10 protein-coding genes are annotated in these 12,962 nt (G+C 67.9%); 7 read left to right on the forward strand and 3 right to left on the reverse strand.

Features of this window, described 5'->3' with window-relative positions; all coding sequences use genetic code 11:
* Positions 1-29 precede the first annotated feature (29 nt).
* The 7 genes from ACIBGM_RS42185 (at position 30) to ACIBGM_RS42215 (ending at position 9,179) form a co-directional block, all read left to right on the forward strand.
* Positions 30-314 carry a hypothetical protein gene (locus ACIBGM_RS42185; protein WP_393150258.1) on the forward strand — a complete coding sequence of 95 codons (285 nt, stop codon included), beginning with the start codon at positions 30-32 and terminating at the stop codon, positions 312-314.
* Entirely contained in the window at positions 314-895 is a 582-nt protein-coding gene (locus ACIBGM_RS42190) for a hypothetical protein (RefSeq protein ID WP_360520760.1), read from the forward strand. Before ACIBGM_RS42185 ends, ACIBGM_RS42190 begins: the two co-directional genes overlap by 1 nt.
* Positions 892-3,927 (forward strand): ATP-binding protein, encoded by a 3,036-nt coding sequence (locus ACIBGM_RS42195; protein WP_360520763.1) that lies wholly within the window; start codon positions 892-894, stop codon positions 3,925-3,927. The genes ACIBGM_RS42190 and ACIBGM_RS42195 overlap by 4 nt, the downstream gene beginning before the upstream one ends.
* Positions 3,924-5,927 (forward strand): hypothetical protein, encoded by a 2,004-nt coding sequence (locus ACIBGM_RS42200; protein ID WP_396388748.1) that lies wholly within the window; start codon positions 3,924-3,926, stop codon positions 5,925-5,927. The genes ACIBGM_RS42195 and ACIBGM_RS42200 overlap by 4 nt, the downstream gene beginning before the upstream one ends.
* 6 nt (positions 5,928-5,933) lie before the next feature.
* Positions 5,934-6,899, forward strand: coding sequence for a hypothetical protein (locus ACIBGM_RS42205; protein WP_396388749.1), 966 nt, complete (start codon positions 5,934-5,936; stop codon positions 6,897-6,899).
* A gap of 21 nt (positions 6,900-6,920) precedes the next feature.
* Complete coding sequence (locus ACIBGM_RS42210; protein ID WP_396388750.1) at positions 6,921-8,063, forward strand: hypothetical protein; 1,143 nt, start codon at positions 6,921-6,923, stop codon at positions 8,061-8,063.
* A gap of 351 nt (positions 8,064-8,414) precedes the next feature.
* Positions 8,415-9,179, forward strand: a complete 765-nt coding sequence (locus ACIBGM_RS42215; RefSeq protein WP_396388751.1) for a M48 family metalloprotease — start codon at positions 8,415-8,417, stop codon at positions 9,177-9,179.
* A 138-nt stretch (positions 9,180-9,317) separates the two neighbouring features.
* Here ACIBGM_RS42215 and ACIBGM_RS42220 read toward each other — a convergent pair whose 3' ends face one another.
* The 3 genes from ACIBGM_RS42220 to ACIBGM_RS42230 form a co-directional block, all read right to left on the reverse strand.
* Complete coding sequence (locus ACIBGM_RS42220) at positions 9,318-10,421, reverse strand: winged helix DNA-binding domain-containing protein (RefSeq protein ID WP_396388752.1); 1,104 nt, start codon at positions 10,419-10,421, stop codon at positions 9,318-9,320.
* Positions 10,422-10,499: 78 nt separating this feature from the next.
* Positions 10,500-11,492 carry an SDR family oxidoreductase gene (locus ACIBGM_RS42225; protein ID WP_396388753.1) on the reverse strand — a complete coding sequence of 331 codons (993 nt, stop codon included), beginning with the start codon at positions 11,490-11,492 and terminating at the stop codon, positions 10,500-10,502.
* Positions 11,489-12,955: a flavin-containing monooxygenase gene (locus tag ACIBGM_RS42230; RefSeq protein ID WP_396388754.1), complete on the reverse strand. Its 1,467-nt coding sequence runs from the start codon at positions 12,953-12,955 to the stop codon at positions 11,489-11,491. Before ACIBGM_RS42230 ends, ACIBGM_RS42225 begins: the two co-directional genes overlap by 4 nt.
* Between the last annotated feature and the right edge of the window lie 7 nt (positions 12,956-12,962).

A 12,962-nucleotide genomic window follows, 5' to 3' on the forward strand; every position in this document is an offset into this window, starting at 1 on the left:
ACCGAGGCAACAAGGGAGACACCGCAATGATGACGCACGAACTTGCCGCGAGCGTGGTTCAGCTCGCCGCGCCACTGGTCGACAGCAACGTCCCGACGGGCGCGGACTTCAAGGACTGGGTCCTGGTCATCGCGGGGAACATCTTCATCGCCATTCTCGTGCTGCGTGCCATCGGGCACTACTTCAAGCGCGAGTGGGGCGAGCTGTTCGGTCACATCGCGGCCGGGGTGCTGGTCGGAGGGCTGATCTACGCCAACAACCAGACCATCAACGTGCTCAAGGGCTTCTGGGGATTGCTGTCCGGAGGTAATTGATGCGCGTCGGCCGTACCCTGACCCACCACTTCGAGATCGAGACCCGGCAGTACGACCTGCTCGGCATCGACCTCGGAGAAGGCGCCCGGCGCCGGATGATCATCTTCGGAGCGGTCATCATCGTGCTCTGGGTCGCGCTGCTGATCCCGTTCATCGGGGTGCCGCAGAAGTCCACCGTCAGCCTGTACATCGTTCCGCCGTTCGTGATCACCGCGTTCGGCTGGCGACCCGGTAAGTTCCACGAACGCCGCCGCCGCGTGACCGAGTGGGCGCTGGCCGTCCGCTACGCGTTGCGCGCCCACCGCCCGATCATCGGTCTCGGCGCGCGGGCCGCCGACAAGACGGAGTACCTGCCATGGCGTGAGCGCGTCGCGACCCACAAGGTGGCCAACCTGGCGAAGGCCAGAGTGACGCCGGAGTGGGAACGCGAGGTCGTGGTGGAGCTGGATCCGAGGGTCCGCGCCGGCGCGGACATCACGGTGAACCAGCGGGCCCGCCTGCTCGGGGCGGATCACGTGCAGCGGGTCAGTCGCAGGACGTCGTCTGGGCTAGGCCGATCGGAGAGGAAGGGGCACGGATGAAGATCGCTGACAAGCTCCTGAACCTGGTGGGGGTCGGTCGTGAGCGCGGCCTGCCGCCACCTCGTCTTGTTGCCATCGCGGACGGCCTGCTCGTCACCGAGCGCAGCGCCGAGGCGTGGTTCCTGATCTCGGTGGCCAACACCGACCTCGCCACCGAGGCCGAGCAGGACGCGGCCCTCGACGCCGCGGTGAGCGCCGCCGCGACCATCCTCGGCGACCGCCTCAGCCACCTGAAGGTGGTCTGGGGACGCTCGACCGGCCAGGACTACATCGACAGCGTGACCGGCCACTACCGGCTCGGCGACCACGAGTCCTGGGCGCAGACCAGGGCCGACCGCATCGACGAGATGCGGATGCCGGAGCGGTACGTCGCCCTCGGCGTCCACCTGTCCGACCGCGACCCGCGCGCCACCGCCCAGGTCCGCGGCTCGATCAGCGACGCCCTCGGTACGACGTCCTGGCGCGTGAGCGCCCGTGAGCTGGCCCATCTCGACGAGCGGGTGCGCAAGCTCGCTCGCCAGCTGGGCTCGACCGTCTGGCGGGCGCACACCGCGCCGGCCGAGGTGATCTCCTGGCTGATCAGCCGCGAGATGCACCGCGGCGCCGTCGCCGCCCCGCGCCGTGGCCTCATCACCGGCGCGTCGCTGGCCCGGCTCACGTCCGGCCGGGTGGTGCCGTACACCGACCACCTGCGCATCTACGACACCCGCGGCCAGATCGCGGCGTACACGACCGTGCTCGCGATGACCGACTTCCCCGAGGAGCTCGAGACGCCGGGCGCGGGGGAGTGGCTGCGGACGCTGTCGGAGATCAAGGCGATCGACGACGACGGCGACGAGATCGACGTCACCGTGGAGGCATCCGTCCGGTTCCGGGTGCTGACCAAGAAGACCGCTCGGCACCTGGTCGACGAGACCCGCAAGAGCGCCAAGGAACAACGTAGGTCCGCCGCCAAGGGCACCGCGGAGGAGACCGCTGACGAGATCGTGGAGACCGAGCGCGTGATGCGCGAGGTCAAGCGCGACATCAACCGCAGCGGCCTGACCCTTGTCGAGGACCACCCCCGTCTGCTGGTCAGCGCGGACACCCGCGAGGACCTGGAGGCGTACGTCGACGCCGTCATCGCGCACTACGCCGACCGCGGCATCAGCGTCGCCGTCGGCGCGGACGAGCAGCGCGACCTTTGGCTGGAATCCTTGCCAGGCGACCAGTTGCGCGTTCCCGACCTCGGTCACGTCCGGGAGTCGACAGCCTTCTTCGGCTCCTGGTTCTGGGGTGGCGCGTCGATCGGCGACGCGACCGGCCCGGCCATCGGCTACCTGACCGGGTCGACGCCCGGTCTGGTGCGTTTCGACGCGGCCGCCGGTTCTGCTCTGGGTGACGCGACGACGACCCTGTTCCTCGGCCGTTCGGGTCGAGGCAAGACGACGGCCGCGATGCTCGGTGGTCTGGACTCGGCCTTCGCCGGCGCGTGGGTGCCGCTGCTCGACCTGAAGGGTGACGCGGCCGGCGTGTCCGCAGTCGCTGCGGAGTACGGCGTACCGACTGCTGTCGTCGAGATCACCGCACAGTTCTCCGGCGCTGCCGACCTGCTGCGCGTGCTGCCGGTCGACGACGCGTTGCTGCAGGCGCCTTCACAGCTGATGCTGCTGCTTCCGCCGCATCTGCGAGGTGCGGCTGAGGCTCCCGTCGTGGCCGCGACTCGTGCAGAAATCCAGTCGCCCGATCCGTCCTCGTGGGGCGTCATCCAGCGACTGTGCGCTTCTGACTCGGAGACGGTGCGGACTGTCGGCTTCGCACTGCGGGACCTCGTCGAGACCGGCCTCGGTTCGGTCGTCGCCGGTCCGCCGTCCGGCCTGTCCTCGCTGACCACCAACCCGGGCCTGTGGGTCGTGCAGATGCCTGGCCTGACCCTGCCCTCACCCGAGTCGGCGCCGGAGTCCTGGTCGCCGATCGAACGTGTCGGCATGGCCTGCCTGCGCGGCTGCCTCGCCTGGATGGTCCGTACGACGGGCCGCCGCGAGTTCCGTGGCCGCTCCAAGGTCGTCATCGTCCCCGAGGTCCACCTGCTCACGAAGACCCCGGACGGCGCGTCCTTCCTCGACTACATCGCCCGTGTCGGCCGTGCCCTCGGCGCGTCCCTAGTCCTCGACACGCAGGACCCCGCATCCATTCTGAAGCTGCCGGGCCTGGTCGAGCAGATCACCACCCTGTTCGCGTTCAGCCTGCGCTCCCGCGAGCAGGTCGACTCCCTGCTCGAACTGCTCGGCCGCCCGCAGACACCGCCGTACCAGACCCTTGTCCGCGGCATCAACACCGCCGCCAACGGCAAGAGCATCCGCCACGGCCACTGCATCATGCGCGACCGCTGGGACGAGGTAGCCACCGTCCAGATCGACATCCCCAGCCAGCAGGTGGCCGCCCTCCTCCGCACGACCCCCGAATCCGAGCACGCCACCGAACCGGCCCAGCCCGTCCTCCCGCCCGTCGAAGTCGACCCCTTCGCCGAAGACGAGGAAACCCCCCAACCTGCCGCCACCGCCACAGCCCAAGCCGAGGCCCACACCCAGGCCCCACCCCAGCCAGACCCGGCCTACGCCGAGCCGACTCCCAACGGCTCGCCGCACCCCGAGCCAACTCCCAACGGCTCGCCGCACCCCGAGCCGACTCCCAACGGCTCGCCGCACGCCGAGCCGACGTACACGGAGCCCACGCAGCCGATTCCGACGCAGCACCACTCCCAGCCTGCGCCGGAGCCGACGCCTGCCGAGCCCACGTACGCCGAGCCACCAGCACCCCCCGCCCCCGCGGTAGCCCAGCAAAACGGCCACCCCCCAACCCCCAACGGCCAAGACCACACCCACCCCCTCCGCTACGAGTCCCCCATCGGCCCCGACGAGGTCTACGACCAAGAAGCCGACGAAGCCGCCTACAACGAAGCCATGTACCCCGCCTACGGCGACAACGGCTCCCCGTCCCCCGACGACGACGCACAACGCCCCAGCTCCTCAAACAAGGAGCACGTCGCATGACCTGGTCACGCCGTCTCCGCACGGCCGTGACCACACTCACCATCTCCCTGATCGTCACCACTCAGCTCGCGCTGGCCGCAGATCCAGAACCGGGCCCGACAAGCCCGACCGGTTTCGGCGACCTGTTGCCGACACCGGACCTGACTCACGGCGACACGCGGACACTTTTCGAGCAGTACAGCCCGATGGCCTACGGGCTGGACTTCGAGCGCAGCATCCGCGATCCCATGGAAGCGGTCTTCAACGGCTACGCGCACATCGTGATGATGTACATCGTCGCGATCACACGGGGCGCAATCTCGGTTGGCTGGTGGCTCTTCTCGTTCACTGACGTCAAACCGCTCACAGACGCGACGTCAGCGACGATCGGAGCGACCAGCACGCAACTGGTCGGCTGGCTACTACCGTCTGCCTTGGCCTTCGGCGCGGTCGCCGCATACACGCAGCGCAAGACCAGCGGAAGCTCGTTGGGGCAACTGGCCTGGGTCTTCGTTGCAGGCGTGCTCAGCATCAGTTTTGCCCTCGCTCCGGCGACCTGGCTGCGTGGTGTCGACGGTGCGCGTCAGATGGGCGCAGGTGCGATCATGACGGCCTCCGCTGACGCGATGGGCCCGACCATGCAGAGCCCAATCGCGTGGCCTGAGCCCAGCTTTACCGGCACGCCAAGAGACACATTGCTGCGGAAGTCAGCCGACGCGAGTTGGCGCGGATTCGCAGTGACACCGTGGTGTATCGCCGAATTCGGTTCCCTGGAGGCGTGCGGACGGTACGGCAAGGGCATGCTTGACGCCGGGACGGACGTTGATGCGCGCAACAAGTACATCGACTCTGTGATAGCGCCGGCTGAAGGTGGCGATGATGCGCCGACGGTCAAGTGGGCGAAGGGCGAGAATGCCTTCGGCCGAATTGCCGTCGTCATGCTCGCGGCCATCGCCGCGACGTTGTTCGCGTTTCTCAATATCTCGTTGGCGTTTACAGCCCTGATGGCCTTCGTCGGCTGTCTGCTGCTCCTGGTCGTCGGGGTGTTCTTCGCCTGCCTTTGGATCATCCCGGGCCGGACTCGGCAGTGGGGACTCAACTGGTTCGAGGCCTTGGTCGGGCTCGTGCTGCAGTCGTTCTTGGCAATGCTCGTCTTCGGTACGGCGCTCACCCTCGTGACAGCCGTCTTCAGCTTGACCGGTGTACTCGGCTGGCTTCCTGTTTCAGGGCTCGCCATCGCCGTGCTGATCGCCGGATTCAGGCTACGAAGGCTGCTGGACAACCTGACCTCGATGATGCGACCTGGCTCCGGCAGCATCTTGTTGGGTGGTCTGGCTCGTCGTGGCGCGCTCAATGTGGCGAGGCGGATGTTCGGTTCCATCACGAGCCGGAGCGCGGCACCGTCGCTCACCGAGCGCAAGAGGGGCATGGCCCAGGAGGGCGCGAGCCCGCAACGCGTGACATCGGTCCGCGTGTATCGGCAGGCACCCGTGGTTGGTTCGTTGACTCGGGGAGCTGCGGCTAGTTCGCCGTATGAGCTTACGGCAGGGCCTGAGCGGCGGAAGTCGGATGCGGCAGGCGGCCCAGGAGGCTTCGGGCCTGGTGGGCAGCAAGCTGGTGCTGAGGGTGGCGCTGTGCGGACAGCAGGCGTGAGCGGGCCGGCCCGGAGCACGTCGGCCTTGAATCTCGCCCGCGCACGAGCGCAGTCCAAGGGCGAAGGCCGCCGTACGATCTCGATCTCGGCGGCCAACGTCGCGCAGGCCAGCAGTTCAGGGAACCGCGGCACCCCCGCAGAAGCCAAGAAGGCCCGTCATTCCCGCCGGCCAGCCCCAACCTCAGCCCCGGTCAGCGAGCCAAGGTACGAGCCAAGGGCATACACGCATTCGGCCAGCCTCCGCGAGGGGCCGCCCAAGGGTCGCCAGCGGCGTCGGGCGGCGACGGCTCCGCAGCCTCGCCGGTTCCGCGAGTACTCCGCCATCACGAAAGACGGCGTGACCATACACGTGCCGACGCGCAGGTGATCGCGGATGGCACGCAAGCACCGATCGACTGAGGACCGGCGGGAAGGCGCACGTCGCGCCTCGAGCCGGCACGCCCGCGAAACCGGCCCCGAGTACGACGAGTACGACGAGTACGGCGACTACGACGAGTACGACGACCGCGGAGAGCGCCGGCACCCGGACGCGCCGGACAGTTGGCGTTCGCTGATGAGCACGGACTACGACTACCCGGAGGAGATGCGCGACCTCCGTGGTCGCGATCGCCGTCGCGCGAAGAAGGAATGGCGGCGCGACGACCACGCGCAGCGGATGGCTTGGTTGCGCAACCAACGTCAGGCCGAGCCGACCAGCCCGGCCGTCATCGTCGCGCTGGTCATCCTGCTGGCGATCATCATCCTCGGCCTCGGTGGCGGCCTGCCGCGCCTGCTCGGCCAGGAAAGCTCCGACGACGGCGCTCCCGTCGGCCTGCTGACCCCGGGGCGTTCGGTGGTCCTGCCGACCGCGCCGTCGAGCACCCAACCGGGCCAAGGTACGTCCGAATCCACCCCTCCGCAGCTGACGACGCCGCCACCGCAAACCCAGCGCCCCGCGGCCGAAGCGACCGCGCTCGCCACCGACGTGGTCGGCACCTGGGCACGGACGTTCTACACGCGCGATCCGGCCGCGGAGTCGTACTCGGACCTGGTCGCCAAGTCGGCGCAGTACATGACGGCTGAGGTCGCGTCCAGCTTCACCTCGGCCGGCGATCCGACGTACGACGCACTGAAGAAGGACGGCGGGAAGTCGACAGTCGTCTCCGCACCGGTGAGCGCGCCACCGGACAACGCCGACGCGCCGGTCGACACGCCGGACCGAATCACCAGATTTGTCAAAGTCACTATCAACGTCACCGGAAAGAACGCTCAGCGATTCGACGTACCCCTGCTCGTCACGCTGGTGAATCAGAACAACCAATGGGTCATCAGCGAAGTGTCAGGCGGTACCGGGCCATGACCACGTCGGTGGAGGGCTGCGATGTTCGATGAGCGTGATCTCGGCAGGGGCATTTTCGCAGTCGCGAACCGGGGTGTGTTCGTCAAGGCCGCGGCGGCTTTGGCGGTGGTCGGGGTGGCGAGCCTGCTGATGCTCGCTCCGTTCGGCGGGACGGGCAAGCCGCAGGCGGCCTGCTTGCCGCTGGCGCCGGGACAGGCCGACAACCCGATGCCGAACGGTCCGCTGCGGGCTACCCAGATCGGCTGGGCGAAGATGATCGACGAGGTGGCCGTCCAGCGCGGGCTTCCCGGGCGGGCGACTCTGGTCGCGCTGATGACAGCCCTGGTGGAGTCGAATCTGCAGAACCTGACGTACGGCGATGCCGACTCGGTCGGACTCTTCCAACAGCGGCCCGGTGCGGGCTGGGGCGACGCTATCAAGATCACGTCGGACCCGGTGTACTCGATCAAAGCCTTCTTCGGTGGTAAGGACGAGCCAGAGCCCCCGGGCTTGGTGGACATCGACGGTTGGCCGTCGATGGCCCTCGGGGACGCGGCCCAGCGAGTGCAGGTGTCCGCGTTCCCCGAGCGCTACGCCACGCGCGAGGGCGAGGCGCGTCAGATCGCCGCACAGGCCGGCATCGACCTGACACGCCCCGGCAACCCGTACGCCGGCCGCGCAGGCACAGCGCCGTCCGGCGACATCGAAGGCGTTGACCAGGACAACGAGTGCGGCGGTGGGGACCTGATCTCTGGCAAGCCGGTCAACGGCGTGTGGCCGCCGGAGGAGCAGAGCGTCACCGACCCGACCGGCACCGGCGGCATGGTCACCCCGCGTACGGCGGCCTGGGTCGCCCAAGCCCGCCAGAACCTCGGCACCCTCAGCATGAGCTGCTGGGACGCACACCTCTGGAACCCGACCAGCGACCACCCCCGAGGCAAAGCCTGCGACGTCATGGTCGGCACGGACGCCCGAAAATCGTCCCCGGCCCGCGCCCGCGGCGACCAGATCGCCAACTGGGCCGTGAAGACCGCCGGCCAGACCGGCGTACGCTACGTCATCTGGTACGGCAAAATCTGGTCCGCCCGCCGAGGCACCTGGATCCCGTACAACGGCGGCGGCGTCTACAGCCCCACCGACGCCACCGGCGGCCACTACGACCACGTCCACGTGTCGCTGTACTGATGACAGATGTCTCCGTAGTCTGCCGCGTGTGGCTGAGGTGGCACAGGAAGTGAGAGCTCAATGACCAGCCCAGGCGACCCCAACGACCCCACCGGCCCCTGGACAACCGGCCCCTGGCAACCGACCAACCCCCCAGGCCCCCACCAAAACACACCCCCTTCCCCACAGTGGGGTCAGCTACCGCCCGGCGAACCAGCAGGCTCAGCTGGACAAGGCAGCCCTAGGCCCGGTGGCCGGGTTGAGGTATCTGCGGCGACGACTCTGCTCACAGCGGTCCCTTGGTTCTTCTGGAGTTTCGTCACGGTCTCCTGGATCGCCGGGATCATTGGTTTCGGCTACGGATGGATCCTGGTGGCTGTCTGGCTCGTCTCCGGAGCAGTCGTCTTCATCCAGCCGGTCGAAGAGTGGATCGCTCGCTATCTGTTCCGTCTGCGGAAGCCGACCCTGGTCGAGGAACAGCGGATCGCATCGGTCTGGCCACAACTGTCGAACCGTGCCGGCGTGGGCGACAGCAAGTACTCCGTGTGGGTCCAGGAGTCGGAGGACGCCAACGCAACGCCTACCCCTGGTCACATCGTCGCTGTGACGACCTGGTCGTTGTACAACCTCCCTGCACCGCACCTGGAGGGTGTACTGGCGCACGAACTCAGCCACCACCTCGGTGGACGCGCACTGCTGAGCCTGCTGAGCTTCTGGTACTCGATTCCGGCTCGCTGCGCGCTCATCGGCGTACGTGCCCTCGGACGTCTGATGAAGGCTGTCCCCGCCGTCGGGTGCCTCGTCATCGGCTTCCTGACGCTGGGGTATTTCGGGATCCTGCTGGCGGTGCTCACCTTCGACGACAGCCTGGTGCTGCCCATCCTGTTCCTGACCCCGTTTGTCGCGCCGCCGATCCTGGCGTGGCTCGGCCGTCGAGAGGTCATGCAGGCCGATCGCCGCGCCGCCGCGATGGGCTATGGCGCCACTATCGTGCAGGTCCTCTATGGCTGGCAGGTTCAGCATCAGAACATGCTTGGTCGCGAGGCGAACCGGCGTTCGCAGTTGATGTCGAGCACGCCGTCTCTCGGGGACCGCGTCCGTGCACTTGAGGGGCTTGCGCCCCCTGCTCAAGCGTGAGTAATCAAGAGACCGCGGTGCATGGAGTCGAGTCCAAAGATGCGCCGCGGTCTCGTCAGTATCGACGGTGTTAGCCGCAGCTCCACTGACCTGACGACCTTAGCGGGCATTGGGTCGATGGCCTCAGGTGACCTCGCGTCAAGCGGTGACTCGGATGACTTCGTGGGTGGCGTCTGGGGAGGTGAAGGTTAGGAGGTTGTGGGCTTCGGATTCTAGGGAGGCCCAGGTTTGGGGGGTGAGTTTGGTGATGGGCTGGATTTCCAGGGTGGCTTGGGTTTTGGTGGTTTTGGTTTGTTTCCAGAGGGCGGTGGCTTGGCCGTTGTGGAGGGTGGAGCCTCGGGTCAGGACCTCTTGGAGGGTTAGGGACTTGCGGGTTGCGGTGTCTATCCAGCGGGAGCGGTCGGCGTGGGAGAGGAGGAGGTTGTCGTACTCGGGGAGGAAGCGGGTCGGGACCTCGGTGTGTTCGTCGGGGAGGGTGATGTCGGGGAGGTCGTAGAGGGTGCGGCCGGACTCGGCGTCGGTGTAGGTGCGGAGGTCCAGGCGGTCGAAGACCTCGGACAGGCGGGTGAGGCCGGACCAGGTCTGGGCGTCTGCGACGGAGGCGGGGCCGTAGGCGGCGAGGTAGCGCCGCACCAGGTCGTCGACGGACGGGTTGGGGTTGACGGGGGAGCCGAGCCAGAGGTCGGCGGTGGACATCGCGGGGTTGCCGCCCTTGCCCCAGATGCCGCGGGGCGGGGTTTGGATGGTGGGGAGCAGGCAGCGTACGGCGTGGGCGAGTGCGGCCGGCTCGCGGTCCGGCCAGAGCGGACCGAGGTGTTCGCGGAGTTGCACGGCGGTCGCGGGGCCCTCGGCCATGCGTTCGATGCCGGCCTTCAGTACGGCGTCGATGTCGAGACCCTCGAGCCGATGACGCCCGTACGTCATGTTCTGGAACACCTCGCGCTCGAGCCGCGGCTGCGTCACCGCGCGGAACGCGAGGAAGTCCCGGCTCGACATCAGGTGGATCGTTGCCCGCATCATCGAACCGCGGACTGCCTCGCGGCTCTCGAGCAGCCCGGCGAGTTCGGCGGGGTCGAAGTTGTTCAAGCGGGTCCAAAGGCCGACGTACGGCGCGAGTGGCGACTGGGCCTGCATGCCGACGAGGTGCTCGATCGTCTCCAGCGCGGTCGCGTCGCGGCGCTCGATCAGCCACTGGCGGTGCAGGGTGGCGCGGTTCTGGGCTTGCAGGCTCAACTTCGACATGGCTGATCCTCTCCTGGTTTACGGATCAAACGCTAGGAGAGGAAGAGGCCAGGATCGGTCCTCTACTGAGAACCGGAGTCAGGCCTCTCGGGTCCGGCTGAAGGTGGCGAGGCGGGCGTTGTAGGCGCGGCGGGCGGCGTCGTCGACGGTTAGGCCGCGGTCGTCGCCGGCCAGGCGGCGGGCGAGGGCCATGGCTGACGACGGGACGAGTCCGTCGAGAACCTTCCAGCCGCCTAGCCAGCGCGGGACTGTCAGCTCTGCCTGTCGGGTTCGGCAGGTGCGCAGTACGGCGGCTGCGACGTCTTCCGGGTCGACTGTCGGCAATAGACCGCCGAGGCGGACGCCGGAGGACAGGGAGGTGCGTACGGCGCTGGGCAGTACGGCGCTCGCGGTCACGCCGGTGCCGTGGAGCTCACGGCGTACGGCGGCGGTCAGGCCGACGGCGGCGTACTTCGACGCGTTGTAGACCGCCATCCCGGGGAACGGGATCTTGCCGGCCATCGAGGCGATGTTCACGACGTGGCCGTTGCCGCGGGCAATCATGCTGGGGAGGACCAGGCGCATGCCGTGGATCAGGCCCCAGACGTTCACGTCGAGGGTGGTGCGGCTGAGCTCGTCGGGTTCGTCGAGGAACCGGCCGAGTGGCATCACGCCGGCGTTGTTCACCAGGATGTCGATCCGCCCACTGTCGGCAATCACATTGTCAACAAAAGACACGAAGGAGTCGCGGGAGGTCACGTCGAGAAACCAGGGCCCGTGGATGCAGCCACTGGAGAGCTCGGCGCAATCGGTGGAGTGTGTGCCGGGTCGTGGGGCGGTGGGATCGGTGGCCGGGTGTGGTGGGGCGGGGATTGCGCGGGTGTGGGTGGGGGATTGGGGCGTGGTGGGGTGGGGTGGCGGGTTGTTGAGGCGAGGGGAGTTGTCGGGGTTGTCGGGTGTTGTGGGGGCGTCGAGGTCGCCGGTGTAGACGATGGCGCCTGCGGTGGCGAAGGCTTGGGCTGTGGCTAGGCCTATGCCTCGGGTGGCGCCGGTGATTACTACTACCGCGTTGGTTAGAGGGAGAGGTTTCATCGGGCTGGCTCCAAGGGGGCGGTGATGGTGTAGGCGGTGGGGTCGAAGTGGGAGACGCGAGTGCGTAGGCGGGCGCTGGACCAGGGCCAGCTGAAGCTGTTGCGGCCGTTGGTGTCGTGGTAGTAGCTGGCGCAGCCACCGGTTTCGTAGACGGTGCCGGTCAAGGCGGACTGGACTTCCGAGAGGAAGGCGGCCTGCACCTCCGCGCGTACGTCGAGAGTCGACCAGCCGCGGTAGATCAGCGAAGACACGGCGGCGAGCACATGGTCGAGTTGGGCTTCCAGGATCATGAAGGCCGACGTGTGGCCGGTGCCCAGGTTCGGCCCGAGCAGGTTGAACAGATTCGGAAAGCCGGAGACCGCAGTCCCCAGGTAGGCCTGCGGCGACCCCTTCCAGTGATCGGCGAGGCTGAGCCCGGAACCGTCGAAGACCTTGGAAGCAACCGGCAGATCGAGGATCCGGAAACCGGTGCCGAGCACAACCACATCGGCCTCGACCCGAGTCCCGTCCGCGCCGACGACGTACCGACCGTCGAACCCGGCCACCGCGGTCGGATGTACCGACACGTTGCTCTGGGCAAGCGCCGGGTAGTAAGTGTTCGACATCAGCAGTCGCTTGCACCCGAGCCTGTACGACGGAGTGAGTGCCGCCCGCAACGACGCCGACCGCACCGAACGACGCAGATGCAGCAACCCCACCTGCTGCACCGCCCGCATGATCCACGGATGCCGGAATCCGAGCCCCAGCGCCTCCATCCCCAAGTACTCGGCCCGCCGCAGCAACCGCTGCAACACCGGGAACCGCCGAAACGCCCACCGCTCCACGCCCGGCACATGATGATCCGGCTTCGGCAACACCCACTGCGCGGTCCGTTGAAAGACGTGCAGAGATTCGACCTCCGGCTGGATCGCCGGAATGAACTGCACGGCCGACGCACCCGTGCCGATGACGGCAACCCGCTTGCCGGCCAACGAGACCGAGCGATCCCACCGTGAGGAGTGGAAGACCGGCCCGGAGAAGCTTCCCGGGATCGACGGCATCAACGGCTCGTGCCATGGACCCGTGGCCGTGATCAGGATCCGCGCCTCGAACGGTCCGGTCGAGGTCTGCAGTGACCAGAGGGTGCGATCCGGATCCCAGGATGCGCGCACCAGTTCGACGCCGAATCGCAGATGCGGCAGCACGCCGTACCGCGATGCTGTGTCGGCGAGGTATTGCCGGATCTCCGCCTGCCCCGCGAACGCCCGAGTCCACGAAGGATTCGGCGCAAACGAGTACGAGTACAAGGCCGACGGCACATCGCACGCACAACCCGGATAGGTGTTGTCCCGCCAGGTCCCACCCAGCGACGACGCCTTCTCCAGTACGACGAAGTCCGTGATCCCCGCCTGCCTCAACCGAATCGCCGCGCCGAGCCCGGAAGCCCCGGCGCCGACCACGACGACATCCAGAACGTCAGCCATCAGTTCA

This window comes from Kribbella sp. NPDC050470, from assembly GCF_044458365.1.
Taxonomy (GTDB): domain Bacteria; phylum Actinomycetota; class Actinomycetes; order Propionibacteriales; family Kribbellaceae; genus Kribbella.

Excerpts from the sequence above, each read along its gene's own strand:
- ACIBGM_RS42185 (WP_393150258.1), top strand. The coding sequence starts at position 30 with ATGACGCACGAACTTGCCGCGAGCGTGGTTCAGCTCGCCGCGCCACTG.
- ACIBGM_RS42190 (WP_360520760.1), top strand. The coding sequence starts at position 314 with ATGCGCGTCGGCCGTACCCTGACCCACCACTTCGAGATCGAGACCCGG.
- ACIBGM_RS42195 (WP_360520763.1), top strand. The coding sequence starts at position 892 with ATGAAGATCGCTGACAAGCTCCTGAACCTGGTGGGGGTCGGTCGTGAG.
- ACIBGM_RS42200 (WP_396388748.1), top strand. The coding sequence starts at position 3,924 with ATGACCTGGTCACGCCGTCTCCGCACGGCCGTGACCACACTCACCATC.
- ACIBGM_RS42205 (WP_396388749.1), top strand. The coding sequence starts at position 5,934 with ATGGCACGCAAGCACCGATCGACTGAGGACCGGCGGGAAGGCGCACGT.
- ACIBGM_RS42210 (WP_396388750.1), top strand. The coding sequence starts at position 6,921 with ATGTTCGATGAGCGTGATCTCGGCAGGGGCATTTTCGCAGTCGCGAAC.
- ACIBGM_RS42220 (WP_396388752.1), bottom strand. The coding sequence starts at position 10,421 with ATGTCGAAGTTGAGCCTGCAAGCCCAGAACCGCGCCACCCTGCACCGC.
- ACIBGM_RS42225 (WP_396388753.1), bottom strand. The coding sequence starts at position 11,492 with ATGAAACCTCTCCCTCTAACCAACGCGGTAGTAGTAATCACCGGCGCC.
- ACIBGM_RS42230 (WP_396388754.1), bottom strand. The coding sequence starts at position 12,955 with ATGGCTGACGTTCTGGATGTCGTCGTGGTCGGCGCCGGGGCTTCCGGG.